Raw genomic sequence first — 23,052 nt, forward strand, 5'->3', positions numbered from 1 at the left:
GGCACCCTGCCGCTTTTGCTATCTCCCCTTGAAATACCCCGCCAAACTCCGAAGAGTATTTCTCGGAACGCCTACGGCGCGCGACTCGACACAGGCGGGTAAGTTCGGCCATTCCTGGTCCGGCCTCCCTAGTTCAAGGAGCTTCCATGAGAAGTGTCGAGTCCCATTTCCCAGCTTCCACCACACAGATGCTTGCGGACGATAGCACCGGCATCCGGCCCCTCGACTCACCCAACACGCTGCTGCCACTCACCACGCCCCCCCGTGATGCGCCGCCCGAACCGGGTGGCAAGGAAGTCGTGCCGTTTCCGAAACGCTCGGGGTTCGGGCTGGTGCGCCAGGCATTGGAAGGCGCACCACCCTCTGCGCCGCCAATGCCATTGGCCAGGCAACGCAGTCTTTCAGAGTCCAGCGTCAGCAGTGATCCGAACACATCAACCCGCGCCGAGGCCGACGCGCAGGTGGCGCAAATCCTGGCGCAGACGGACGATCAGCAGACCGCGCCTCTTCACGTGCCGCCTTCGTCGACCCTTGGGCAATGGTTAACCCAATTGCGCGCTGTACTGAGCAGCCCTGCATTTCAGGCCTTTATCCAGGAAACCGGCCTTGATGCGTCGAGCATTAAGTTTCTGCCTTCTAAGTCGAGCCTCAACGGCATGATCAACGGCAGGTTGGTGAGGTTCACAACCGAAAGCGAAGGTTCCTCAAATATCGCGATCCGGAACCTGGCAATCGCAGAAGCTGTCGTCATTGCCATCGGGCTGCCAACGCCCCTGTCCTACACTGAGGTAATGAGCGGTACGCTAAACGCCTCGATGGTAAAGGCGTTCTACGACGATAGTTTCAAGTCCGTCCTCAAATCAGAGAAAGCGCGCGGTCCACAGACGCTGGCAATTCATCGCAGAATCGTTGGCGATATCTATGATCGGAATAACCTCGCGCAGGAACTGAAGGTCATCAGTGCCCGCCTGGGCTCGGGCCGAATCACCCCGGCAACGCTCCCGCATGTGTTGGCCAACACCAAGGTAGATATCCAGGCTGGCTCAACCTATAGCCAACTGCACGCAACTGAGCCTGGGGCCTCTGCCAGCCTGGAGGGTTTCCTGAAAACCCTGGGCAAGCCACTGCCGGAAAGCAGGGAGCAAATCGACCAGCTTGTCACCTACCTGACCGGCAATGCCGAGCTCTTTTCCGAAGAGACAATCCTGACGATCGCCTATTCCAGAGCACTGAGAAAAGCCGCCGAAGGTCAGTCAGAGGCGCTCGTCACGGTTCCACGGCACTCACTGCTGGGCCGCTGGCTCGAACTTTACCGCGGCTTGCTCGACAGCGAGGTGGTCCAGGCATGGCTGGTCCGGCAAAACGTTGACCCCGGTACGTTCACGGTTATTCCCGCGACCGGGCAAGCGACAGCCACGGTGCACGGCGCACTGAAAACCTTTGAGCTATCAGACGACTCAGGGTGGGCAGGGATCGCCGGCCCGCTCCTGGCAACAGGCAAACTCATCGCACCAGGTTCTGACCAGTCATTGCAGGTGCCCCGCTTGAGCCACTTTATCGACGTGCCAATGAGCATGGTCGCCGGCTTTTACAATGAGCCGCCCACTGACACGGCCGCTCAAGCCCGGGAGCGGGCCGACTATCTTGAACATAGAGGGGCTTTCGATTCCACGCCGGCAACTCCGGAGCATTCGATCCCATCCCTTGAAACGCATAAGCAGCAAGCGGATACCTATTACGACAACCTTGCCCGCGCCATGGCTGAAAAAAGCAAGTTTGAAAACATTGCCAGCACCAACGCCGCGGCACTGCCCAACGCACGTGCTGAAGCGAAGAAATCTGCCGAGGCGATCATATTCAAGCTCACGGGCAAGACGGTGGATGCCGACACGATTTACCACAACCGGTTTGACACGGCCCGCACGTCCGAAGAACTTTCCCACCGGAGGATCAAAAGCTCACTGCGCTTGCCGGATGCCTTATTGAAGAACTTCAGTGAGGCCGACTGGGTTCCTGGCATGCTCGACGCCACCTCGGGCCTGTACACCGACCCAGAGGGTTATGGAGAACACCACAAAATTGCACTTGCCCCCTCAGAGGTGATGAACGAAAGCTGGAAAACGGATCTCCAGACGATCACGACTACCAAGCTGGATAACTTCTGGGATCAGCACCGTAGCGATTTTCGCTCGATCCTCAAAGGCCGGTTTATTGCCCAGGCCCGCCAGCAATTGCTGGCCTATGAAGCGCTTTCCCCGGCAGAGCAGGCAAAGCTTGCCGATGAGCATAAATTCACGCGCGAGGACTACCTGCTGGTCATGGGGGCGGCGTCGAATGTTTCGTTGAATGAGCGCGCCCCGATCACCGTAGCGCAGTTGCAGGCATCCACATCGACACGCGGCGTTGTCCGGGCCCACCCCTTGGATATCAATGGCTATGGTTCCGATATTGTGCGTTTCACCGCCCAGGACGATGGACAATACCTCTACTCCAATGGCCGGCGTGATGGCAGACAGGTGCTTTACGTGCCAGGAGGCGACCCGGACTTTGTTCGCTTCGACTCTCTGGAAAAGATGGACCAGTGGATCGTCGACCAAGCCCGGGATCCGAAGAAGCGCAAGGACCTGGCGTCGCACTTCTCCGTGTACGACCGGCAGGACGGTATCAGCTATTACGGCGTCGACACCTCGCTGGCCAGGCTCGGGACAAACCAGTGGGACCTGGAGGAAGGCATCACCATTGATCGTGCCAACATCAGTATTCACGGCGATGTCTTCCAGCACATCACGCAGATAACCGAAAAACGCACGAGCAGTGATGCGGACTTGGCGATCAAATCAAACAGCGAGGTCATTCGCGACGCTTGGCTCAACGACATCACGGTTGGGACAGGATTGCTGGCAAAGTTGGCTCCCACGGGCATCCTCGCCAGGGGGGTGGCGACCGCCGCCGCGATCGCTGAAACAGCCCTTGGCGTAGAAAAATCGGTTTCGGGTGACACCTTGGCCGAGCGCCGTGATGGCGCACTCAAAGCTGCGGATGGCTCCCTCAACACCCTGTTTTCCGTGGGTGCAAGCAGCGGTCCTGAAGATCCATTCGCCCTGCCGGACGCCCGAACCCCATCAACGCTCCCACTGCAAAGTGAAACCTTCTTTGACGGCACCAAGGCGTTGGTCACCGAACAATCGTTGGCAGAAGATGCCTATGTCATCTCACGCTCCGACGGCTTTGATGTAGTGGATGGCGAGAAGGTCTATCGCTACAACGCCAGACAACCCGGCCAACTGACGGACCTGGAATCAGCCGGGCCAGAAGCGGAGCTGCAGAACTACGAAGCCTTTTGCCCGGCGCCAGCGGCGCCTGTCGGGAGAGCGAAACGCGGCGCCAACGATGAGTGCTTCTCCAGAATCATCGTCAACACTGGCAACGAGCTGCAGTTGGAGTTACAGGCGCTGGAGCACGAGCGTCTGTTGCCTTCCCCGCGCAAACTGTTCAACAGTGACCGGTTCGTGGTTCGGGAAAGACGCCTGCACAAGATGCTCGATACTGAAACGGGCACCAAGCTCGTACCGCTTCCTACCCAAAAGCCTATCGAATACAAAACACTTATCGACGGGAAAATAATCGACGATCCACACTTCGGCCTCCCCTCTGGAACCACCAACAAATTCCTTGAGGCAGAAACACGTGTGGTGAAGCTCGGCAGCATCAGCCCTGGCGTCAACGATCAACGTGAGATGCGCGGCGTTGTGGTGTCCAGCCCTAAAGCAGGTGACCCCTCCCAATACCTGGTGGTTGAGGCGGATACCGCTGAATTCTATTACGTGAAGCTCAGCACGCCGCCGGCAACGGAGGTGACATTCATCAAATGCGGCGCGACAGACTTTGAATTGGCGCTGGCAAAAAAATATCGATCAAAATTTTATATACGCCAGGGCAATTCGGCCCATCCGAATGACGCCAACTTTATTGCATTGCCTAAATTGAAGGACGCTTACAGGTCACTGGAAAAAAATGGCTACTCGAAAGCGGACATCGCTGAACTCAAAAACAAGGTCGCCACGATGACTGTCGAGCAGCAGCGTGAGGTGGTGTTCCAACTACAAACACGAGGCGCGCTTGGCAGCGCCAATATTTCCATGATGCCAAACAAGATATCGGCCCTGACAAAACCCGATAACTTCGCCGGGCTGACCGAAGCACAAAAAAACCAGTTTTATGCGCAGAAGGCAAAGGAGTCGGTAGACCGTGCGATGAAGGCCACCGGGCTGGGCCCCAGCAACCAGGTACATTCAATCGCCGATATAAAACGAGCCGATGCTGCCAGCCAAACCATTGGATGGTTGCGCAAAACCGCGAATCCAAGGACCCATGACCTTGGGGCTCAGGCCATGAAAAGCGGGGCCGGAAATTGTGGCGAAATGAGCCTGCTCGCCAGGGATATCATCACGAAAAGCGGTGGCAAGGCCTATACCTGGGGCGCGGGCGACGCTCACGCCTTCACCGTCGTTGGCGGCCCGTCGATATTGCCTGGCGATACCGTCGACTTCTCGCAAGCCGAATGGGCTGACGCCTGGATCGTTGATCCGTGGGCCGAAATAGCCTGCCCCGCCCGGCAATACACCGCCGAGCTGGAGGCCGCCATGAAAAGATGGGATGCCTTGGGATGGAAGATCCGGGAGGGCGCGAACCCCAACATGAGCCCCCTCGATAACAACTGGACGAATACCCTGTTCAATTTACCGAAAAGCCCGGATGGCTATGGGTACGTCCAGCAGGCCTTGAGCGCCTGATCCGCCGATACGCAATCACAAGGCGGCGCGATATCAGGCCAATTGTGGTTTAATCGCGCCGTTTTTTTGCCCATAGGAACGCCCTGCTCATGAACCCGTCCGCCACCCAAGTCCTGGTCATTGGTTATGTCTGGCCAGAGCCCCGCTCTTCGGCGGCCGGCGGGCACATGATGCAGATCCTCGAGAGCTTCCTGTCCCAAGGCTGGGACATCACCTTCAGCAGCCCGGCCGTCACCGGCGAGCACAAGGCCGACTTGCCCGCCCTGGGCATTCGCGAATGTGCAATTGAGCTGAATAACAGCAGTTTCGATGATTTCATCACCGAACTGGCCCCGGATATCGTGCTGTTCGACCGTTTCATGATGGAAGAGCAGTTCGGTTGGCGTGTGGAAAAATGCTGCCCGAATGCCCTTCGCGTGCTGGAGACGTGCGATCTGCAAAGCCTGCGAGACGCCCGCCACCAGCGCCTCAAGGACTTCCTGAAGGCAGAACCCGACGCTGACGACTTCGGCCCTCTGTTCAATCCGGACCTGGCCGCCGAATTCGATTACATGGCCGACACCGACGTGGCCAAACGCGAGATCGCGGCGATCTACCGTTGCGACATCAGCCTGATGATCTCCGACGTGGAAAGCCGCTTGCTGACCGAGCACTTCAAGGTGCCCGCCGCCCTGCTCCACTGGTGCCCGCTGATGCTGACACCGCCCGTAGACGCCTTCGCGCCGTTCGAAGACCGCGCGCACTTCCTGAGCATCGGTAACTTCCGCCATGCACCGAACTGGGATGCAGTGCTGTGGATGAAGAACAGCGTGTGGCCGCTGATCCGCCAGCAACTGCCCGGCGCTCAACTCCACGTGTATGGCGCCTACACCCCGCCCAAGGCCACCGCCCTGCACAACCCGGCCCAGGGCTTTCATGTGATGAACTGGGCGGAAGACGCCTTGCAGGTCATGACGGCGGCGCGTATCTGCCTGGCGCCGTTGCGGTTTGGCGCCGGGATCAAGGGCAAACTGGCCGACGCAATGCTCTGTGGCACGCCCAGCGTCACTACTCCGATTGGCGCCGAAGCCATGGGTGAGCCGTGGCCCGGCGCGGTCGAGCACCGCGCCACGGCCCTGGCGGCCGAGGCGGTTGCGTTGTATCAAGACCAGGAACGCTGGACCCAGGCCCAGGAAGACGGCCGGCAATTACTGGCCCGCCGCTACGCCCAGGACCTCCACGGCCCGGCCCTGGTGGCGCGCCTGGAACAATGCCGCAGCGAGCTGGCCGCGCACCGGCGCAACAACTTCACCGGCAGCATGCTGCGTCACCATCTGCACAAAAGTACCCAGTACATGGCGCAGTGGATCGAGGCGAAAAACCGCACCCTATAAACACAGACGCTGGCGAGGTGGCGCGCAAGGGGGCATTATCCTTTTCGCAACCACAATAAAGCGACGGCAGCATGACCCGAGCAGCGAGAATCACCGACCCTTCCTACGAGCTGATGGACGATCACAACGGTCTGTCCATCATCTATCGCCAACACGGCTTCCCGTGCCCGTTGGTGCGCTGGCATTTCCACAAGGAATACGAGCTGCACCTGATCGTCGCCAGCTCCGGCAAGGTGTTTATCGGCGACTACATCGGCAACTTCTATCCGGAAAGCCTGTTCCTCACCGGCCCCAACCTGCCCCATAACTGGATCAGCCAGGTGGCCGAGGACGAAGTGGTGCCCAAGCGCGACATGCTGGTGAATTTCACCGACGAGCTGTTCGAAGGCGGCAGCCACGTCTTTGCCGAGCTCAAGACCCTCACCCCACTGCTGGAGCGGGCGCAGTACGGCATCGAATTTCGCTGCAAAAAGACCATCGCCCAGGCCGTGACCCTGATGCAACGCATCGAGGACGCCCAAGGCATGGCGCGCCTGGGGCACTTTTTCATCCTGATGGAAGTGCTCAGTGCCTGCGAGGACTACCAACTGCTCTCCGGCGTGACCACCCCGCAACTGGCGGACGAACACAGCATCGACCGCACCAACCGCGCGGTGGACTACATTTTTGCCCACTACGCGCGGGAATTGTCCCTGGAAGAAGTCGCCGAATACCTCGGCATGAAGCCCACTTACTTCTCCCGCGTGTTTAAGCAGGCCACGGGCCGCACCTTCATCGAATTCGTCAACCGCCTGCGTATCAGCAAGTCCTGCGAGCTGCTGGCCGATGGCGACAAGGCCGTGACCGATGTGTGCTTCGAGTCGGGTTTCAACAACATTTCCAACTTCAACCGCCGCTTCCAGCAGCTCAAGGGCATGACCCCGTCCCACTACCGGCGCCTGGCGGTGCAGCGCCTGACCGAGCAAAACCTCGCCTGAAGAACAAACGCGGGCCCGCTTTCCTGTGGGAGCTGGCTTGCCTGCGATAGCGCCGTGACTGACACACCGCCATCGCAGGCAAGCCAGCTCCCACATTTGCACCGTGTTTCCACCGAAAATCCGCCGAGTGCAAAAAAGTATCAGTAGAAGTGCTCCCAAGGATTTGTCACCACGCCAATTGAAGGCTGTAATCAACGCACACTCTTCCAGCTGTCGTGGAAGACACAACAACAATAACTGTCCTTCTGTAGCCCCTGGGCGCAGAAATGGAGTGCGCGATGAAGTTCACAGCTAAAGCTCTGCTTGCCTGTACCTGCATGACCCTCAGTGCCGTCAGTCTTGGCGCGCAAACCCTGACCATTGCCACCGTCAACAACAGCGACATGATCCGCATGCAGAAACTCTCGAAAACCTTCGAGACCGAGCATCCGGAGATCAAGCTGAACTGGGTGGTACTCGAAGAAAACGTGCTGCGCCAACGCCTCACCACCGACATCGCCACCCAAGGCGGACAGTTCGACGTATTGACCATCGGCATGTACGAAGCTGCACTCTGGGGCGCCAAAGGCTGGCTGGAACCGATGAAGGACCTGCCTGCTTCCTACGACCTGGACGACGTTTTCCCTTCCGTGCGTGACGGCCTTTCCGTCAAGGGTTCGCTGTACGCCCTGCCGTTCTACGCCGAAAGCTCCATCACCTACTACCGCACCGACCTGTTCAAGGACGCCGGGCTGACCATGCCTGAGCATCCGACTTGGACACAGATCGGCGAGTTCGCCGCCAAGCTAACCAACAAGGACAAGGAACAGTACGGCCTGTGCCTGCGCGGCAAAGCCGGCTGGGGCGAGAACATGGCGCTGATCACCACCCTGGCCAACGGCTACGGTGCGCGCTGGTTCGATGAAAAATGGCAGCCGGAATTCAACGGTCCCGAGTGGAAAGACGCGCTGAACTTCTACGTCGACAACATGAAGAAGTCCGGCCCGCCGGGTGCTTCCAGCAACGGTTTCAACGAAAACCTGGCGCTGTTCAACAGCGGCAAGTGCGCGATCTGGGTCGATGCCAGCGTCGCCGGCTCGTTCGTGACCGACAAGACCCAAAGCAAAGTAGCTGACCACGTCGGCTTCACCTTTGCACCGCACGAGAAAACCGAAAAAGGCACGTCGTGGCTGTACTCGTGGTCCCTTGGGATTCCGACCAGCTCCAAAGCCAAGGACGCGGCCAAGGTGTTCACCACCTGGGCCACGTCCAAGGAATACAGCCAGTTGGTCGCCAAGACCGACGGGATTGCCAACGTACCGCCGGGTACCCGCAAGTCGACCTACAGCGACGAATACATGAAGGCTGCACCGTTTGCCAAGGTGACGCTGGAATCGCTGAAAGTCGCCGATCCGAAAGACCCGTCGGCCAAGCCGGTGCCGTATGTGGGCATCCAGTTGGTGACCATCCCTGAATTCCAGGCGATTGGTACCCAGGTCGGCAAGTTCTTCTCCAGCGCACTGACCGGTGGCTCGACGGTGGACAAGGCCCTGGCGGATTCCCAGACCTTCACCGAACGCGAAATGAAGCGGGCCGGTTATCCCAAGTAAAGCGGGCACGCCACCGTAATGCTTTATGTGGAAGGCTCTTGGTGGGAGCTGGCTTGCCTGCGATGCAGACACCTCGGTCTGTCAGTTAAACCGGGGGGATGCCATCGCAGGCAAGCCAGCTCCCACACAAGCCAGCTCCCACATTGACCGCGCTTCGACTCTCGCTCTGCATGTACCTGACTGGTCCTGATCACCATGAATACCACCACTGCCCAAGTGCAAACAGCTACGCCGGACAAGCCGCGCAAAAGCCGCTTGATCAACCCCGGCTGGTTCCTCGTCAGCCCCTCCGTGGCCTTGTTGCTGCTGTGGATGATCGTGCCGCTGGGCATGACCCTGTACTTCTCGCTGATTCGCTACAACCTGCTCTACCCCGGCGAAAACCAATTCGTGGGCCTGGAGAATTTCACCTACTTCATCACTGACTCGGGCTTCCTGCCCGGTGCCACCAACACCCTGTTGCTGGTGGGCAGCGTGTTGCTGATCAGCGTGGTGTTCGGCGTATTGATCAGCGCCCTGCTGGAGGCCAGCGAGTTCTTCGGCCGCGGCCTGGTGCGGGTGTTGCTGATTTCACCGTTCTTCATCATGCCCACCGTCGGGGCGCTGATCTGGAAGAACCTGATTTTCCACCCGGTGTCGGGGATTCTCGCCTACGTGTGGAAGCTGTTCGGCGCCCAGCCTGTGGACTGGCTGGCCCATTACCCGTTGCTGTCGATCATTATCATCGTGTCCTGGCAATGGCTGCCCTTTGCGATCCTGCTGCTGATGACCGCCATGCAGTCCCTCGACCAGGAACAAAAGGAAGCCGCGCGCCTCGACGGTGCAGGCGCCATCGCGATCTTCTGGCACCTGACCCTGCCGCACCTGGCACGCCCGATTGCCGTGGTGGTGATGATCGAAACCATCTTCCTGCTCTCGGTGTTCGCGGAAATCTTCACCACCACCAACGGTGGCCCCGGCTACGCCTCGACCAACCTCGCCTACCTGATCTACAACCAGGCGCTGGTGCAGTTCGATGTGGGCATGGCCTCGGCCGGCGGCTTGATTGCCGTGGTCATCGCCAATATCGCGGCGATCATCCTGGTGCGGATGATCGGCAAAAACCTGACTGACAAGCCTTGAGGGCCGCGCCATGACGCTTCAACAATCCCGCCGCCTGCAAAGCGTGTTGCTCGGCACCCTGGCCTGGGCCATCGCGATCCTGATTTTCTTCCCGATCTTCTGGATGGTGCTGACCAGCTTCAAGACCGAAATCGACGCGTTCGCCACCCCGCCGCAGTTCATCTTCACGCCGACGCTGGAGAACTACCTGCACATCAACGAGCGCAGCAACTACTTCAGCTACGCCTGGAACTCGGTGCTGATCTCGTTCAGCGCCACCGCCCTGTGCCTGCTGATCTCGGTGCCGGCTGCCTACTCCATGGCCTTCTACGAGACCAAGCGCACCAAGGGCACGCTGCTGTGGATGCTCTCCACCAAGATGCTGCCGCCGGTGGGCGTGCTGATGCCGATCTACCTGCTGGCCAAGAGCTTTGGCCTGCTGGACACGCGCATTGCGCTGATCATCATCTACACCCTGATCAACCTGCCGATCGTGGTCTGGATGGTTTACACCTACTTCAAGGACATCCCGAAAGACATCCTCGAAGCCGCCCGCCTGGACGGCGCCACCCTGTGGCAGGAAATGGTCCGGGTGCTGCTGCCGATCGCCAAGGGTGGCCTGGCTTCCACGGTGTTGCTGTCGCTGATCCTGTGCTGGAACGAGGCGTTCTGGTCACTCAACCTGACCTCGTCCAACGCCGCGCCGCTCACCGCATTGATCGCCTCCTACTCCAGCCCCGAAGGCTTGTTCTGGGCCAAATTGTCTGCCGTGTCGACCCTGGCCTGTGCGCCGATCCTGATCTTTGGCTGGATCAGCCAGAAACAGCTGGTCCGCGGTTTGTCCTTCGGCGCCGTGAAATAACGGCCAAACCACACCTCTGTAGGAGCCGGCTTGCCGGCGATGGCGATCTCAAGGTCGCCGCAAGGCTCAAGGGCCTCATCGCCGGCAAGCCGGCTCCTACAGCTAACGTGTTTGGCTCTAGCGAATAACAACAAGCGGAGGCCCATCATGGCCAACCTGAAAATCAAGAATCTGCAAAAAGGCTTCGAAGGTTTCTCCATCATCAAGGGCATCGACCTTGAGGTGAACGACAAGGAGTTCGTGGTGTTCGTCGGCCCGTCGGGCTGCGGCAAATCCACCCTGCTACGCCTGATTGCGGGCCTGGAAGAAGTCAGCGAAGGCACCATCGAGCTGGATGGCCGCGACATCACCGAAGTCACCCCGGCCAAGCGCGACCTGGCGATGGTGTTCCAGACCTACGCCCTGTACCCGCACATGAGCGTGCGCAAAAACATGTCGTTTGCCCTGGACCTGGCCGGCGTCGACAAGAAGATTGTCGAAAGCAAGGTCAACGAAGCGGCGCGCATCCTGGAGCTGGGCCCGCTGCTTGAGCGCAAGCCCAAGCAGCTCTCCGGCGGCCAGCGCCAGCGGGTCGCCATCGGCCGCGCGATTGTGCGCAACCCGAAGATCTTCCTGTTCGACGAACCGCTGTCCAACCTCGATGCCGCCCTGCGGGTGCAGATGCGCCTGGAGCTGTCGCGCCTGCATAAAGAGCTGCAGGCCACCATGATCTACGTGACCCACGACCAGGTCGAAGCCATGACCCTGGCCGACAAGGTGGTCGTGCTGAACAGCGGCCGTGTGGAACAGGTGGGCTCGCCGCTGGAGCTGTATCACCAGCCGGCCAACCTGTTTGTCGCAGGCTTTTTGGGTACGCCGAAAATGGGCTTCCTCAAAGGCAAGGTCACCCGCGTGGACGCACAAGGCTGCGAAGTCGAACTGGACGCCGGCGGGCGCATCAGCCTGCCCCTGAGCAGCGCGACCTTGAGTGTCGGCAGCGCGGTGACCCTGGGCATTCGCCCGGAACACCTGGAAATCGCCTCCCCCGGCCAGGCCACCCTGACCGTTACCGCCGACGTCGGCGAGCGCCTGGGCAGCGACACCTTCTGCCACGTGATCACCGCCAGCAAAGAGCCGTTGACCCTGCGTATCCGTGGCGACATGGCCAGCCAGTATGGCGAAACCCTGCAGCTGCACCTGGACCCGACCCAATGCCACCTGTTCGACGCTGACGGCGTTGCCGTGGCCCGTCCGCTGCGCGCCGCCGCCTGATTTCGCGAGAATTTCCTGATGAAACTGAACAAGCAAAACCTCACGCAACTGGCCCCTGAAGTGCAGTTGCCGGCCTATGCGATCGCCAACACAAGCCAAGGCATCGCGCACATCGGCGTCGGCGGGTTCCACCGCGCCCACCAGGCGTATTACACCGATGCACTGATGAACACGGGCACCGGCCTGGACTGGAGCATTTGCGGCGTGGGCTTGCGTAGCGAAGACCGCAAGGCCCGGGACGACCTGGCCGGCCAGGACTACCTGTTTACCCTGTATGAGCTGGGCGACACCGACGACACCGAAGTGCGCGTGATCGGCTCCATCAGCGACATGCTGCTGGCCGAAGACGGTGCCCAGGCGTTGATCGACAAACTGGCGAGCCCGCAGATTCGGATCGTCTCGCTGACCATCACCGAAGGCGGCTACTGCATCGACGACAGCAACGGCGAGTTCATGGCCAACCTGCCGCAGATCCAGCATGACCTGGCCAACCCGCACTCGCCGAAAACCGTGTTCGGGTTTATCTGCGCCGCGCTGACCCAGCGCCGCGCCGCCGGGGTTGCAGCCTTTACCGTGATGTCCTGCGATAACCTGCCCCACAACGGCGCCGTGACCCGCAAGGCTTTGCTGGCCTTTGCCGCGCTGCACAACCCTGACCTGCACGAGTGGATCAAGGCCAATGTGAGCTTCCCGAATGCCATGGTCGACCGCATCACCCCGATGACCAGCACCGCGCACCGCCTGCAACTGCACGACGACCACGGCATCGACGATGCCTGGCCGGTGGTCTGCGAGCCGTTTGTGCAATGGGTGCTGGAAGACAAGTTCGTCAACGGTCGCCCGGCGTGGGAGACGGTGGGCGTGCAGTTCACCGATGACGTGACGCCGTACGAAGAAATGAAGATCGGCCTGCTCAACGGCAGTCACCTGGCGCTGACGTACCTGGGTTTCCTCAAGGGTTATCGCTTCGTCCACGAGACCATGAACGACCCGTTGTTCGTGGCCTACATGCGCGCCTACATGGACTTGGACGTCACGCCCAACCTGGCGCCAGTGCCGGGTATCGACCTGACCGAGTACAAGCAGACCCTGGTGGACCGTTTTTCCAACCAGGCGATTGCCGATCAGTTGGAGCGTGTGTGTTCCGATGGTTCGTCGAAGTTTCCCAAGTTCACCGTCCCGACCATCAACCGCCTGATCGCCGATGGCCGCGAGACCGAGCGCGCCGCGCTGGTGGTGGCGGCGTGGGCGCTGTACTTGAAAGGCGTGGATGAGAATGGCGTAATCTTCCGCATTCCGGACCCCCGCGCCGAGTTTTGCCAAGGGCTGGTGACGGACGATGCGTTGATCAGCAAGCGGCTGTTGGGGGTGGAAGAGATTTTTGGTACGGCTATTCCCAACTCCCCTGCGTTTGTGGCAGCGTTTGAGCGGTGTTTCGAGAGCCTGCAGGATGTGGGTGTGAGTAAAACGCTGGAGCGGCTGCTCGCCAATATCCACTGACGGAACCGAATCAAAAATGTGGGAGCTGGCTTGCCTGCGATAGCGGTGTATCAGCTAAATGGTTGCTGGCTGAAAGACCGCCATCGCAGGCAAGCCAGCTCCCACATTGATCGCATTCTCACTCCAAAAACAACACTGCTGAGCGACGATCATGACCCAGCAAAACCTCTACCTCGGCATCGACTGCGGCACCCAGGGCACCAAGGCCATCGTCCTCGACGCCGGCAGCGGCAAAGTCCTGGGCCTGGGCGCCGCCAGCCACACACTGCTCAGCGGCGCCAACGGGCGCCGCGAACAGCACACCCAGGAATGGCTCGACGCCTTCACCGAAGCCACCCACCGCGCCTTGCAACAGGCCGGCGTGGACGGCCAGGACATCCTCGCCATCGGCGTCTCCGGCCAGCAACACGGCCTGGTGCTGCTGGATGACCAAGGCCAGGTGCTGCGCCCGGCCAAACTGTGGTGCGACACCGAAACCACGCCGGAAAACGATCGCTTGCTGCAGCATCTGGGCGGCGAAAGCGGCTCCCTGGAGCGCCTCGGCGTGGCCATCGCCCCGGGCTACACCGTGTCCAAGCTGCTGTGGACCCGCGAACAGCACCCGGATATTTTCTCGCGCATCGCCCATATCCTGCTGCCCCACGACTACCTCAACTACTGGCTCACCGGCCGCGCCTGCGCGGAATACGGCGATGCCTCGGGCACCGGCTATTTCAACGTGCGCACCCGGGAATGGGACCTGGCGCTGTTGCGCCATATCGACCCCGACGGGCGCCTGGAAGCCGCGTTGCCCGAGTTGATCGAGGCCAACCAGCCAGTAGGCACTGTCCTGCCCGCCATCGCCGAGCGCCTGGGCATCAACCCGAATGCCCAGGTGTCCAGCGGCGGCGGCGACAACATGATGGGCGCCATCGGCACCGGCAATATCGCCCCCGGCGTGATCACCATGAGCCTGGGTTCATCCGGCACCGTGTATGCCTTTGCCGACCAGGCCAACGTCAGCCCGCAGGCGTCGGTGGCGACGTTCTGCTCGTCCAGCGGCGGCTGGCTGCCGTTGATCTGCACCATGAACCTGACCAACGCCACCGGAGTGATCCGCGAACTGTTCGACCTCGACCTGGCGGCCTTCAACGCCCAGGTGGCCGAGGCCCCGATTGGCGCCGACGGGGTGAGCATGCTGCCGTTCCTCAACGGCGAGCGGGTGCCCGCCCTGCCCCACGCCACCGGCAGCCTGCATGGCTTGACCATGACCAACCTGACCCGCGCCAACCTGTGCCGCGCGGTGGTCGAAGGCACCACGTTCGGCCTGCGCTATGGCCTGGACCTGCTGCGCCAGACCGACCTGCAAAGCCAGAGCATCCGCCTGATCGGTGGCGGCTCGAAAAGCCCGGTGTGGCGGCAGATGGTTGCCGATATCATGAACACCGAAGTCATCTGCACCGAACAAAGCGAAGCCGCGGCCCTGGGCGCGGCGATCCAGGCGGCGTGGTGCCAGTCCGGTGAGAGCCTGGCGCAGCTGTGCCAGCGTTGCGTCAGCGTCGACGCGGCCAGCCGCACGGTGCCGGATGCCGGCAGCGTCAGCGCCTATCAGCAGGCGTATGAGCGTTATCAACAGCACGTGGCATCCCTTTAAGAGCGAACGAATATGTATTTGGTATGTGGCGAAGCGCTGTTTGATTTTTTCAGCGAGGACGATGCCAGCGGCAAGGCGTCCCTGGTCAATTACAAGGCGATTGCCGGCGGTTCGCCGTTCAACGTCGCGGTAGGTTTGCGTCGCCTGGGCATTGATGCCGGCTTCTTCGCCGGGATCTCCAGCGACTTCCTCGGCCGGCGCCTGTTGCAGGTGCTCAAGGAGGAAGGTGTGCGTGAGGACTACCTGCTGGAGTTCGCAGCGCCCACTACCCTGGCGATGGTGGCCGTGGGTGCCAATGGTTCACCGCAATACAGCTTTCGTGGCGAAGGTTGCGCCGACCGGCAGTTGCAGCTTGAACATTTGCCGACACTGGGCGACGACGTGCGTGGCGTGCACATCGGCTCGTTTTCACTGGTGGTGCAGCCGATTGCCGACACCTTGCTGGCGCTGGTCCGCCGGGAAAGCGGCAAGCGCCTGATCAGCCTCGACCCCAACGTACGCCTTAACCCGCAGCCGAACATCGAGCTGTGGCGCGAGCGGGTGGCCGAGCTGGTCAAGCATGCCGACCTGATCAAGGTCAGTGATGAAGACCTGCACCTGCTCTACCCCGGCCAGGCACCGGAAAGCATTCTGCAAGGCTGGTTGCAGCACCGTTGCCAGTTGGTGTTCCTGACCCGTGGCGGCGACGGCGCAACCGTGTTCAGCCGTCAGCACGGCAGTTGGTCGGCACCGGCAGTCAAGGTGGTGATGGCCGATACCGTAGGGGCCGGGGACACTTTCCAGGCCGCCTTGATTGCCTGGCTCACGGAACATCAACTGGACTCCGTCGAGGGCCTGCAACAGCTGTCCCGCGAGCAGATCAGCGGCATGCTCACCTTCGCCATCCGTGCGGCGGCGCTGACCTGCAGCAAGACCGGCCCGGACTTGCCTTACCGTCATCAGTTGGACTGACAAACGTCCCGCAAGGACCAATGTGCCATCATGAAGGCCACGTATTACGTGGCTTTCAGCCCTACTGCCACCGGTCCAAAAAACCTGCACTGTGTCAAAAACTGTACTAGACCGAAAGGCACGTGCAGTTTTTATAACAAAAGCAGGACAGATCCATGGGCAATAGACGGACCTTTCGCAATCGCGCCGTTTTGACTGTCGGCATCCTCTCACTGCATTACATCACGCCCCAGCAAGCCCACGCGGCTTGCGTGCTCACCCCAGGCCCGGGCAACGACACCTATACCTGCGACAGCGGCAGCAGCGCCGGCCTCACCGACCTGCTGGGCAACAACACCCTGATCCTACCGGCAGGCGGCTCCGGCACCATCAATGGCGGCGTCACCTTCGGCGCAGGCCAGGACGCGGTGCAAATCCGCTCGGGGCTGATTACCGGCGCGGTCCAGCAAGGCGCCGGCATCGACGACTTCGTAATGAGCGGCGGGCAGATTCAGTCCCTGGCCCAGGGCGATGGCCGTGACACCTTTTTCATGAGTGGCGGCACCATCGTTGGCGCGTTTGAAGACGGCGATGTGGCGCAGCAGACCGGTGGCACCATCGGCCGGGTGGACATGAAGCTCGACAACAATATCTACAACATGTCCGGCGGCGCGATCCTCGGCAACCTGGTGACCGGTTTTGGCATCGACCAGATCATCGTTTCCGGCGGCACCATCGGCGGCAATATCAGTACCAGCGGCGGCGATGACAGCATTAGCGTCAGCGGCGGCGTCATCTCCGGCGAGATCCGCGCCAGTGTCGGCAATGACACGTTCAACTGGACCAATGGCGGCCAGATCAAATCGGCGGTGCTGATGGGTGACGGCGACGACACCGTACGGCTCAGCGGCCTGAATGAAAGCCTGTTGAGCGCAACGCCGTCCATCGATGGCGGCCTGGGCAACGACCAACTGACCTTCGACAACACCACGTCCAGCACCGCCGCACGGTATATCGGATGGGAGACGGTGAACCTCAACAACAACTCGCGCTTCGACCTGGCCGGGGACTTTTTCCTCGGCGACAGTGCCAGCAACACCGGCACCTTCAATATCGACGGCAGCAGCACATTGGGCGTGACCCAAGGCAGTATCCGCCCCTACACCGCGGGCGCCCTGGCGACCCTCAATAACGCCGGCACCCTCGACATGACCAGCCGCAGCAACAGCGCCACGGATACGTTGACGGTGTATGGCAATTACGTCGGCAACAATGGCCAGCTGTGGCTTCAGTCGGTGCTCGGTGACGACAACTCCGCCAGCGACAAGCTGGTGGTGTCAGACGGGACCATCAGCGGGCATACCCAACTGACGGTAACCAACCTCGGCGGCGCGGGTGGGTTCACGCAAAATAACGGGATCGAGGTGGTGCAGGCACTCAATGGCGCCGTCAGCAGCACCGACGCCTTTGCGCTTAAAGGCTCGGTGTCTGCCGGAGCCTATGAATACCTGCTGTTCAAGGGCGGTGTTACCGCTGGCACGGAAAACAACTGGTACCTGCGTTCATCGGTGGTTGCCGTGCAACCGCCAGCGGTTCCACCCGTGCCACCGACGCCACCGGTGGTGGTGCCCGTGCCACCCATCCCACCCGTGCCGCCGGTGGTTGACCCGGATGAGCCGTCCGTGGAGCCGCCCACTTCGCAGCCCGTCGCGCCGGTCGAGCCCCCTGCTCCGCCGCCCAGTCAGGTTGCGGCGGCCAACTCGCCGGAGTCGGCAGCGAGCAATCCGGTGTTGCCCACCGCCGTCGCCGGTGCCGAGCCAATTCCTTTGTACCGCCTGGAAGTGCCGGTGTACTCGGTGGTCGTCCCGGCGGCGCAGTTGATGACACTACAAGCCCTTGGCACCTTTCATGACCGTCAGGGCGAACAGAGCCTGCTCAGTGAAACCGGAACAGCGCCGGCAGGCTGGGGCCGCGCCTATGGCAGTGACTTCAACAAAAGCTGGACCGGCACGGTGTCGCCGAGTTTCGACGGCTCCATCAAAGGCTATCAAGTGGGCCATGACCTCTACGCCTCCGAGACCAGCGGCGGCCAGACTCAACGCTTCGGCCTGTTCATCGGCCAAAGCCACCTGCAAGGTGACATCAAAGGCTTCGCCATGGGGTTTGAGGACACACGTTCCGGCCGGGTGAAGCTTGACGGCGACAACTTCGGCGCCTACTGGACCCTCACAGACCCCAAAGGCTGGTACGTGGACCTGGTGGCTATGGGCACACGCTTCGACGGTGACAGCAAATCCGAGCGTGACGTGAAGATCGACAACAAGGGCCACGCACTGGCGCTGTCGGCGGAAGCTGGCTACCCGATTGCCGTGTCGGAACATTGGGTGGTGGAGCCGCAGGTGCAGGTGATCAACCAGCACATCGACATGGACAGCCAGAACGACGGTATCTCCAAGGTTTCATACGACTCCCAGGACTACTGGACCGGCCGCCTGGGGGCACGCCTGAAGGGGCGTTACCTGGTGCAGAACACGCCCATCGAGCCTTACGTGCGAGTCAACGCCTGGCGCACCTTTGGCGGCAGCGACACGGTGACCTACGACGATGTTGACCGAATCAAGACCGATCACAAGTCCTCCACCGCCGACCTGGGCGTAGGTGTTGTCGCCAAGCTGTCGTCCACCTTCAGCGTTTACCTGGCGGCGGACTACAACACCCAACTGGACAGCAATGCGTTTGAAGGCGTCAGTGGCAATGCCGGGGTGCGGGTCAGTTGGTAGGGCCGGACTCTTTCGGACACGTCACTGCCCGCGCAACGATGGCGCCCACTACAGCCCCGACAATCGGAGCCACCCAGAACGCCCACAACTGCATCACATACTCGCCGCCGGCAAACAACGCCGGGCCGGTGCTGCGGGCCGGGTTGACCGAGGTGTTGGTGACGGGGATGGCCACCAGGTGGATCAGGGTCAGTGCCAGGCCAATGGCAATCGGCGCAAACCCTGCGGCAGAGCCGGGCCCGGTGACCCGCATGATGATGAATACAAAAAAGAACGTCGCCACAGCCTCGACCACCAGCGCCGCCAGCAGGCTGTAATCGCCTGGGCTCAACGGGCCATAACCATTGGCGGCGAACGCCCCCATTTCAAAGCCCGGCCGGCCGCTGGCAATCAGCGCCAACACGGCGGCCGCGACGATCGCACCGGCGACCTGGGCAATGATGTACGGCACCACATCCACGCCCGGCACGCGGCGCCCGACCCACAGGCCGATGGTGACCGCCGGGTTGAAGTGCGCACCCGAGATACCGCCCACCGCATACGCCATGGTCAGCACCGTAAGGCCAAAGGCCAGGGCCACGCCGGCAAAACCGATCCCCAGTTCCGGAAACGCCGCCGCGAGGATCGCGCTGCCACAGCCACCGAAGGTCAGCCAGAACGTCCCCAGAAACTCTGCTGCGATTTTCTTTTGCAAATCCAATTCCACCTAGTGCCAACGCCATCCGATTGATGGACCCGGTGGCGACGGTAGCAAGAGGACTTGCCCGGCTCGTATCAGACTTTTCCGGTTAATTGAAGTGATATTACCCATGCGCTGAAGATGAAGCTTTTGTCAGCAAAGCCTCAATTAATCGATGGTTAATCCCCCGGGACGAGAGTTGAATCGACCGCACTCGCACGGCCTTAGCCGTTGCCCAGGGCGGCCGCACTCATCGTGTTGATGAGTCAGCGAACGACTTGCGGAGAAACACCATGAAACTGCGTACGTTAATGCTCGGTGGCGCACTGGCCCTGACGGCTGTAACGGGGATGGCGCAGGCTGATACAGCCCCCGTCGTCACGCCTTACCACTACGGCGAGAAGATGGATGTGCAGAAGGTGCTTGCCATGCACGAAACCGATACCAATGTCTGCAAAGTGATCAATGCCGATATCAAGTACCTCGACAGTGCCGGCAAAGTCCAGGACGTGAGCTATCGCAAAATGTCGGAAGCCTGTGACTTCCAGAATTGATCCAGCGGCAAATAACAGTGGGCCTGGCGTTTATCCAGGCCCGCAGATTATTCGATGACAGAACCTCGACCGTCCGTTTCGTTTAATGGAAAGGACGCGCTCCGGCTCGTTTGAGGGCTGGAGCCTGATGTTGCCTGAGGTCTTCGCGCAACCCTGTGATCAGGTTGCAGATGGCTCGACTGCTGTCGAGTTTATCGGCCTGAATCCCCTTGACCTCGAAGTCCACCCGGTCCCGGTCTTTCTCGTCATAGACTTTAATCGTCAACGACGCGTCTTCGGCTTTGGTACATTCACACCGCTTAGGCAGGAAACTTCCTTCAATAATGCCGCGTAACTCTAGATCCGAAAGCATGGCTAACCTCTCCTTTATTTGAGACCGCCAATGGATTTATTTGGCTGCTTGTTGGGCGTCGACAGGCACGCCAAGGCGCCTGCGTGACACGTCTTGCCAACCCTGGAAGACGTCTTTCAATCACCAGCCTACTCGGCAATTTTCGGTCCCGTTGTAACCTTTCCTCATAAGCACAGAGCGTTTTTACTTCGACTGAAGGTAGTTGCGTGAAAACGCCCCGATGAAACGTTTAACTAACAACAACTTCATAAACCGGCGGTTGTGCTGCAACTCTTTCTGCAACATGTCGCAAACTATCAAAGTTGATGTTGGCGCCTGAATTGATCGCCACCAGGGTCTTTCCACGCTGGCCGGTTGCCTCGACATACCGACGAATACCGGCCACCGCCAGGGCACCGGAAGGCTCGGTGATGGAACGGGTATCGTCGTAGATCAACTTGATTGCACTGCACAGCTCATCGTTGCTGACAGTGATCACCTCATCCACGTGGTGCCGGCAGATTTCAAAACCGAAGGCGCCGATCTGTGCCACCGCCGTGCCATCGGCAAAGCTGTCGACACTCGGCAGCACCACACGACTGCCCGCCCGCAGTGCCGCCAACAGGCAACTGGAACCTTCGGGCTCGACGCCGATGATGCGCACTTCAGGGCGCAGGTATTTGACATAGGCGGCAATCCCCGCGATCAACCCACCGCCGCCCACCGGCACGAAGATCGCGTCCAGCGGGCCCTGCTGCTGGCGCAACACTTCCATGCCCACGGTGCCCTGCCCGGCAATCACGTCCGGGTCATCGAAGGGCGAGACAAAGGTGCAGCCCGAGGCCTCGGCCAGGTGCAGCGCGTGGGCCAGCGCAAACGGGAAGCTTGCGCCGTGCAACACCGCCTCGCCCCCACGGGAGCGAACCCCCAATACTTTGAGCTCCGGCGTATTGCAAGGCATGACGATGGTTGCCTTGATCCCCAGTTCCCGGGCCGCCAGTGCCACGCCCTGGGCATGATTGCCCGCCGATGCCGTGACCACGCCCCGGGCCTTTTGCTCGGCACTGAGCTGCACCAGCTTGTTGTAGGCGCCGCGAATCTTGAAGGAAAAGGTCGGTTGCAGGTCTTCACGCTTGAGCAGGATCTGGTTGCCCAGCAACGCCGAGAGCGCCGGCGCCGCCTGCAACGGCGTGCGCACCGCCAGGTCATAGACCGGGGCGGCCAGAATCTTCTTTACGTAGTGCTCAAGCAATCCGGGGGCTTGGGGCTGACTGCTCATGGCTATCTCCTGGGTATTTGCAAAGCCCTGGAGACGGAAAAACAAAACCCGCCTCTAGGGCGGGTTTGGGTACAGCCGTGCGCTATCCCGCCAAATGAGGAATGGCGGTAATAATGCTTGGCTGGCAACGAAGGGTTTGAAATGTCATGAATCAAAATTAACCGGCGCTGCGGGGCAAGTCAATGGCGAAACGCCAGGCTTTACGCAGAGCATACGAAACATATACGATTCATATATCAACCCTGCACAGTGAAGCTCATGGGCATCGTCAAGATCACCGACCAATTGCATGAACAACTCCGCCTGGCCAGCGCCGCCATGGACCGTTCCATCAACGCCCAGGCCGAGTTCTGGATCAAGATCGGCCTGCTCGCCGAACTGAATCCGCACCTGGCCTATAACGACCTGATCAACAAATTGCTGCTGGACAAGCCCGACCTGATCCGGGGGCGCAGTCAATGATCAAGACCGCCGAACAACTCGTGGTGATGCGTGAAGCCGGTCGCCTTTTGGCCAAGGTCTTTACCATGCTCGACGGTTTCGTCACCGCCGGCCAGTCGACCCTCGAGATCGACAGCGCCGTGGAAGCTTTCATCCGCAATGACCTGCAATCGCGGCCGGCGAGCCTGGGCCAGTACGACTACCCGTTCTGCATCAACACCTCGATCAACGAAGTGGTGTGCCACGGCATGCCGAGCGCCAAGGACGTGCTCAAGGACGGCGACATCGTCAATATTGACATCACCCTGGAAAAAGGCGGCTTTATCGCCGACTCCAGCAAGATGTACATGATCGGCAACGTGGCGCCCAAGGCCCGGCGCCTGGTGGAAATGACCTTCGAAGCCATGTGGGCCGGGATCCGCCAGGTCAGGCCCGGCGCCCGCCTGGGGGATATCGGCTACGCCATCCAGAGCCATGCCCAGGGCAATGGCTACAGCGTGGTGCGTGAATATTGCGGGCACGGCATTGGCCGCGAGATGCACGAAGAGCCGCAGATCCTGCACTTCGGCCGTCCGGGCACCGGGATGGAGCTGCGCGAAGGCATGGTGTTTACCATCGAGCCGATGCTCAACCAGGGCAGCGCCAAGGTGCGCAGCCTGAAGGATGGCTGGACGGTGGTAACGCGGGACAACAGCCTGTCGGCGCAGTGGGAACATACCGTGGCGGTGACGCGGGATGGGTTTGAGGTGTTTACGTTGCAGCACAGCGCCGGCGAATGACCTGTGGTGAGGGAGGTTGGTGTGGTGAGAGGGCTTGCTGTCTGTGGCTAGGGAGCTTGCTCTGGCTAGGGAGCTTGCTGTGGCTAGGGAGCTTGCTGTGGCTAGGGAGCTTGCTGTGGCGAGGGAGCTTGCTCCCGCTGGGCTGCGTAGCGGCCCCAAGATCTTTGGGAGCGCTTCGCACTCCAGCGGGAGCAAGCTCC

General features: G+C 60.7%; 17 protein-coding genes. 14 read left to right on the forward strand and 3 right to left on the reverse strand.

Annotated elements, in window-relative coordinates:
• Positions 1-146: 146 nt before the first annotated feature.
• From M2400_RS25870 to M2400_RS25920, 11 genes are all read left to right on the forward strand, one after another.
• A complete protein-coding gene (locus M2400_RS25870; protein ID WP_259197365.1) occupies positions 147-4,793 on the forward strand; it encodes a dermonecrotic toxin domain-containing protein in 4,647 nt (1,548 codons plus the stop codon).
• 89 nt (positions 4,794-4,882) lie between these two features.
• On the forward strand, positions 4,883-6,166 hold the full coding sequence (locus M2400_RS25875; protein ID WP_259197366.1) for a glycosyltransferase family 4 protein: 1,284 nt from the start codon (positions 4,883-4,885) through the stop codon (positions 6,164-6,166).
• 71 nt (positions 6,167-6,237) lie between these two features.
• Complete coding sequence (locus M2400_RS25880; RefSeq protein ID WP_177120934.1) at positions 6,238-7,143, forward strand: AraC family transcriptional regulator; 906 nt, start codon at positions 6,238-6,240, stop codon at positions 7,141-7,143.
• Between the two features lie 278 nt (positions 7,144-7,421).
• Positions 7,422-8,732 carry a sugar ABC transporter substrate-binding protein gene (locus tag M2400_RS25885; protein ID WP_177044140.1) on the forward strand — a complete coding sequence of 437 codons (1,311 nt, stop codon included), beginning with the start codon at positions 7,422-7,424 and terminating at the stop codon, positions 8,730-8,732.
• 195 nt (positions 8,733-8,927) lie between these two features.
• Entirely contained in the window at positions 8,928-9,854 is a 927-nt protein-coding gene (locus M2400_RS25890) for a carbohydrate ABC transporter permease (RefSeq protein ID WP_003215314.1), read from the forward strand.
• 10 nt (positions 9,855-9,864) lie between these two features.
• A complete protein-coding gene (locus M2400_RS25895; RefSeq protein WP_003215312.1) occupies positions 9,865-10,695 on the forward strand; it encodes a carbohydrate ABC transporter permease in 831 nt (276 codons plus the stop codon).
• 147 nt (positions 10,696-10,842) lie between these two features.
• A complete protein-coding gene (locus M2400_RS25900) occupies positions 10,843-11,946 on the forward strand; it encodes an ABC transporter ATP-binding protein (RefSeq protein ID WP_177044141.1) in 1,104 nt (367 codons plus the stop codon).
• Positions 11,947-11,964: 18 nt separating this feature from the next.
• Positions 11,965-13,446 (forward strand): mannitol dehydrogenase family protein, encoded by a 1,482-nt coding sequence (locus M2400_RS25905; RefSeq protein WP_177044142.1) that lies wholly within the window; start codon positions 11,965-11,967, stop codon positions 13,444-13,446.
• A 151-nt stretch (positions 13,447-13,597) separates the two neighbouring features.
• The gene (xylB, locus tag M2400_RS25910) at positions 13,598-15,079 is read left to right on the forward strand and encodes a xylulokinase (RefSeq protein WP_259197367.1); all 1,482 of its coding nucleotides are present in this window, start codon (positions 13,598-13,600) and stop codon (positions 15,077-15,079) included.
• Between the two features lie 12 nt (positions 15,080-15,091).
• A complete protein-coding gene (locus M2400_RS25915; protein ID WP_177132964.1) occupies positions 15,092-16,030 on the forward strand; it encodes a carbohydrate kinase in 939 nt (312 codons plus the stop codon).
• Positions 16,031-16,185: 155 nt separating this feature from the next.
• The gene (locus M2400_RS25920) at positions 16,186-18,789 is read left to right on the forward strand and encodes an autotransporter outer membrane beta-barrel domain-containing protein (RefSeq protein WP_259197368.1); all 2,604 of its coding nucleotides are present in this window, start codon (positions 16,186-16,188) and stop codon (positions 18,787-18,789) included.
• Here M2400_RS25920 and aqpZ read toward each other — a convergent pair.
• Positions 18,779-19,483, reverse strand: coding sequence for an aquaporin Z (aqpZ, locus tag M2400_RS25925; protein ID WP_177044146.1), 705 nt, complete (start codon positions 19,481-19,483; stop codon positions 18,779-18,781). The genes M2400_RS25920 and aqpZ overlap by 11 nt on opposite strands.
• A 278-nt stretch (positions 19,484-19,761) precedes the next feature.
• Here aqpZ and M2400_RS25930 point away from each other — a divergent pair, with 278 nt between their 5' ends.
• Positions 19,762-20,022, forward strand: coding sequence for a DUF2790 domain-containing protein (locus tag M2400_RS25930; RefSeq protein ID WP_177044147.1), 261 nt, complete (start codon positions 19,762-19,764; stop codon positions 20,020-20,022).
• Between the two features lie 82 nt (positions 20,023-20,104).
• On the opposite strand, the gene M2400_RS25935 is transcribed toward M2400_RS25930, so the two are convergent.
• Positions 20,105-20,374, reverse strand: a complete 270-nt coding sequence (locus M2400_RS25935) for a DUF1652 domain-containing protein (RefSeq protein ID WP_177078748.1) — start codon at positions 20,372-20,374, stop codon at positions 20,105-20,107.
• 229 nt (positions 20,375-20,603) lie between these two features.
• On the reverse strand, positions 20,604-21,632 hold the full coding sequence (gene ilvA, locus M2400_RS25940) for a threonine ammonia-lyase, biosynthetic (RefSeq protein ID WP_259197369.1): 1,029 nt from the start codon (positions 21,630-21,632) through the stop codon (positions 20,604-20,606).
• Between the two features lie 258 nt (positions 21,633-21,890).
• Here ilvA and M2400_RS25945 point away from each other — a divergent pair, with 258 nt between their 5' ends.
• Together M2400_RS25945 and map are read left to right on the forward strand one after the other, a co-directional pair.
• On the forward strand, positions 21,891-22,094 hold the full coding sequence (locus M2400_RS25945) for a ParD-like family protein (RefSeq protein ID WP_177044150.1): 204 nt from the start codon (positions 21,891-21,893) through the stop codon (positions 22,092-22,094).
• Positions 22,091-22,852 carry a type I methionyl aminopeptidase gene (map, locus tag M2400_RS25950; RefSeq protein WP_259197370.1) on the forward strand — a complete coding sequence of 254 codons (762 nt, stop codon included), beginning with the start codon at positions 22,091-22,093 and terminating at the stop codon, positions 22,850-22,852. Before M2400_RS25945 ends, map begins: the two co-directional genes overlap by 4 nt.
• The last annotated feature ends 200 nt before the right edge of the window (positions 22,853-23,052 follow it).

This window comes from Pseudomonas sp. BIGb0558 (assembly GCF_024807515.1).
Lineage (GTDB): Bacteria > Pseudomonadota > Gammaproteobacteria > Pseudomonadales > Pseudomonadaceae > Aquipseudomonas > Aquipseudomonas yamanorum_A.

Coding starts and splice junctions, on each gene's coding strand:
- M2400_RS25935 (WP_177078748.1), bottom strand. CDS start 20,374: ATGCTTTCGGATCTAGAGTTACGCGGCATTATTGAAGGAAGTTTCCTG.
- M2400_RS25945 (WP_177044150.1), top strand. CDS start 21,891: ATGGGCATCGTCAAGATCACCGACCAATTGCATGAACAACTCCGCCTG.
- M2400_RS25930 (WP_177044147.1), top strand. CDS start 19,762: ATGAAACTGCGTACGTTAATGCTCGGTGGCGCACTGGCCCTGACGGCT.
- M2400_RS25875 (WP_259197366.1), top strand. CDS start 4,883: ATGAACCCGTCCGCCACCCAAGTCCTGGTCATTGGTTATGTCTGGCCA.
- ilvA (WP_259197369.1), bottom strand. CDS start 21,632: ATGAGCAGTCAGCCCCAAGCCCCCGGATTGCTTGAGCACTACGTAAAG.
- M2400_RS25905 (WP_177044142.1), top strand. CDS start 11,965: ATGAAACTGAACAAGCAAAACCTCACGCAACTGGCCCCTGAAGTGCAG.
- M2400_RS25880 (WP_177120934.1), top strand. CDS start 6,238: ATGACCCGAGCAGCGAGAATCACCGACCCTTCCTACGAGCTGATGGAC.
- M2400_RS25895 (WP_003215312.1), top strand. CDS start 9,865: ATGACGCTTCAACAATCCCGCCGCCTGCAAAGCGTGTTGCTCGGCACC.
- xylB (WP_259197367.1), top strand. CDS start 13,598: ATGACCCAGCAAAACCTCTACCTCGGCATCGACTGCGGCACCCAGGGC.
- map (WP_259197370.1), top strand. CDS start 22,091: ATGATCAAGACCGCCGAACAACTCGTGGTGATGCGTGAAGCCGGTCGC.
- M2400_RS25900 (WP_177044141.1), top strand. CDS start 10,843: ATGGCCAACCTGAAAATCAAGAATCTGCAAAAAGGCTTCGAAGGTTTC.
- M2400_RS25870 (WP_259197365.1), top strand. CDS start 147: ATGAGAAGTGTCGAGTCCCATTTCCCAGCTTCCACCACACAGATGCTT.
- M2400_RS25885 (WP_177044140.1), top strand. CDS start 7,422: ATGAAGTTCACAGCTAAAGCTCTGCTTGCCTGTACCTGCATGACCCTC.
- M2400_RS25920 (WP_259197368.1), top strand. CDS start 16,186: ATGGGCAATAGACGGACCTTTCGCAATCGCGCCGTTTTGACTGTCGGC.
- M2400_RS25915 (WP_177132964.1), top strand. CDS start 15,092: ATGTATTTGGTATGTGGCGAAGCGCTGTTTGATTTTTTCAGCGAGGAC.
- M2400_RS25890 (WP_003215314.1), top strand. CDS start 8,928: ATGAATACCACCACTGCCCAAGTGCAAACAGCTACGCCGGACAAGCCG.